The following is a 905-nucleotide window of genomic DNA, read 5'->3' as shown; positions in this document are numbered from 1 at the left end:
TAATCAATCCACAATAAAACTGGAACAACCCATATCATAAAATAGTTTAGGTAGATTATTCTCCATCCACCCTTGGCGTAGAAACTTTGCTTGCGCCCATTTCTTTTCGATAGGGTTCAGATCAGGGCTATAGGGTGGTAGAAATAACAAACGGTGACCATGCCTATTAAGCAATCTTTGAACGCGTTTGTGAAAGCTTGCGTTATCCATAACAATCACACATTTGGTTTTAAGACTTGGGATTAGCGTGTATTTACACCAGTGATAGAATATATTCCCATTAATATTTTTATCAAAGTAATCAAGCGCAAACAGCATCTTTTTATACAAAGCACCAATAACATTGGTTCGCTTTTTTGCTTGCCAGTTGTAGCGATCGATACAGGGTTTACCTATCGGCGCATAGCCGTAAGGGCGAATAGTTTCAGCCTCAAACCCGCTTTCGTCCATATACACAATGGGATAGCCTTGTTGCTTAAAACGATCAATCTTATCTTGATATATCGCTATTTTGATCGGACAGGCTTTTGGATGCTCTAAGGTCTTTTTTTTGACTGATGCCAAGACGCTTTAAAGCCGACTCAATGCCTGACTTGCTGCAACCTAAACGCTGTGCCCGCTCATACATATATTCATCTGGATGCTGCTCAACATCTTTTAATAAGGCTTCATTTGATATTTTAGTCGGTGCTTTATTTCTGGTTGTTTTAGGAACTAAGCTCTGCTGCCAACTGTGAATCGAGCTTGTGCTAAGCTGATAAAAGTTAGCAGCTTCTCGAATCGTCATGCCGTCTTTAATGCTTCGTAACACTTGTTTGCGAAAGTCGATTGAATAGGTCATCGTTTATTTCACTAAATGAATTGGTTATAAACATTGTATCGGTTTTATCTAAGATTGACTATAG

General features: G+C 39.0%; 2 protein-coding genes. Both read right to left on the bottom strand.

Annotation, left to right across the window (positions count from 1 at the left end; translation table 11 throughout):
- Positions 1–3: 3 nt before the first annotated feature.
- Positions 4–564, bottom strand: coding sequence for an IS630 family transposase (locus tag M917_RS14125; RefSeq protein ID WP_227500827.1), 561 nt, complete (start codon positions 562–564; stop codon positions 4–6).
- On the bottom strand, positions 491–841 hold the full coding sequence (locus tag M917_RS14405) for an IS630 transposase-related protein (protein ID WP_021814241.1): 351 nt from the start codon (positions 839–841) through the stop codon (positions 491–493). Before M917_RS14405 ends, M917_RS14125 begins: the two co-directional genes overlap by 74 nt.
- Positions 842–905: the final 64 nt, after the last annotated feature.

This window comes from Psychrobacter aquaticus CMS 56, assembly GCF_000471625.1.
Classification (GTDB): domain Bacteria; phylum Pseudomonadota; class Gammaproteobacteria; order Pseudomonadales; family Moraxellaceae; genus Psychrobacter; species Psychrobacter aquaticus.
Note: the sequence above shows the minus strand (reverse complement) of the source record. Positions and strands in the feature narration are given on the sequence as shown.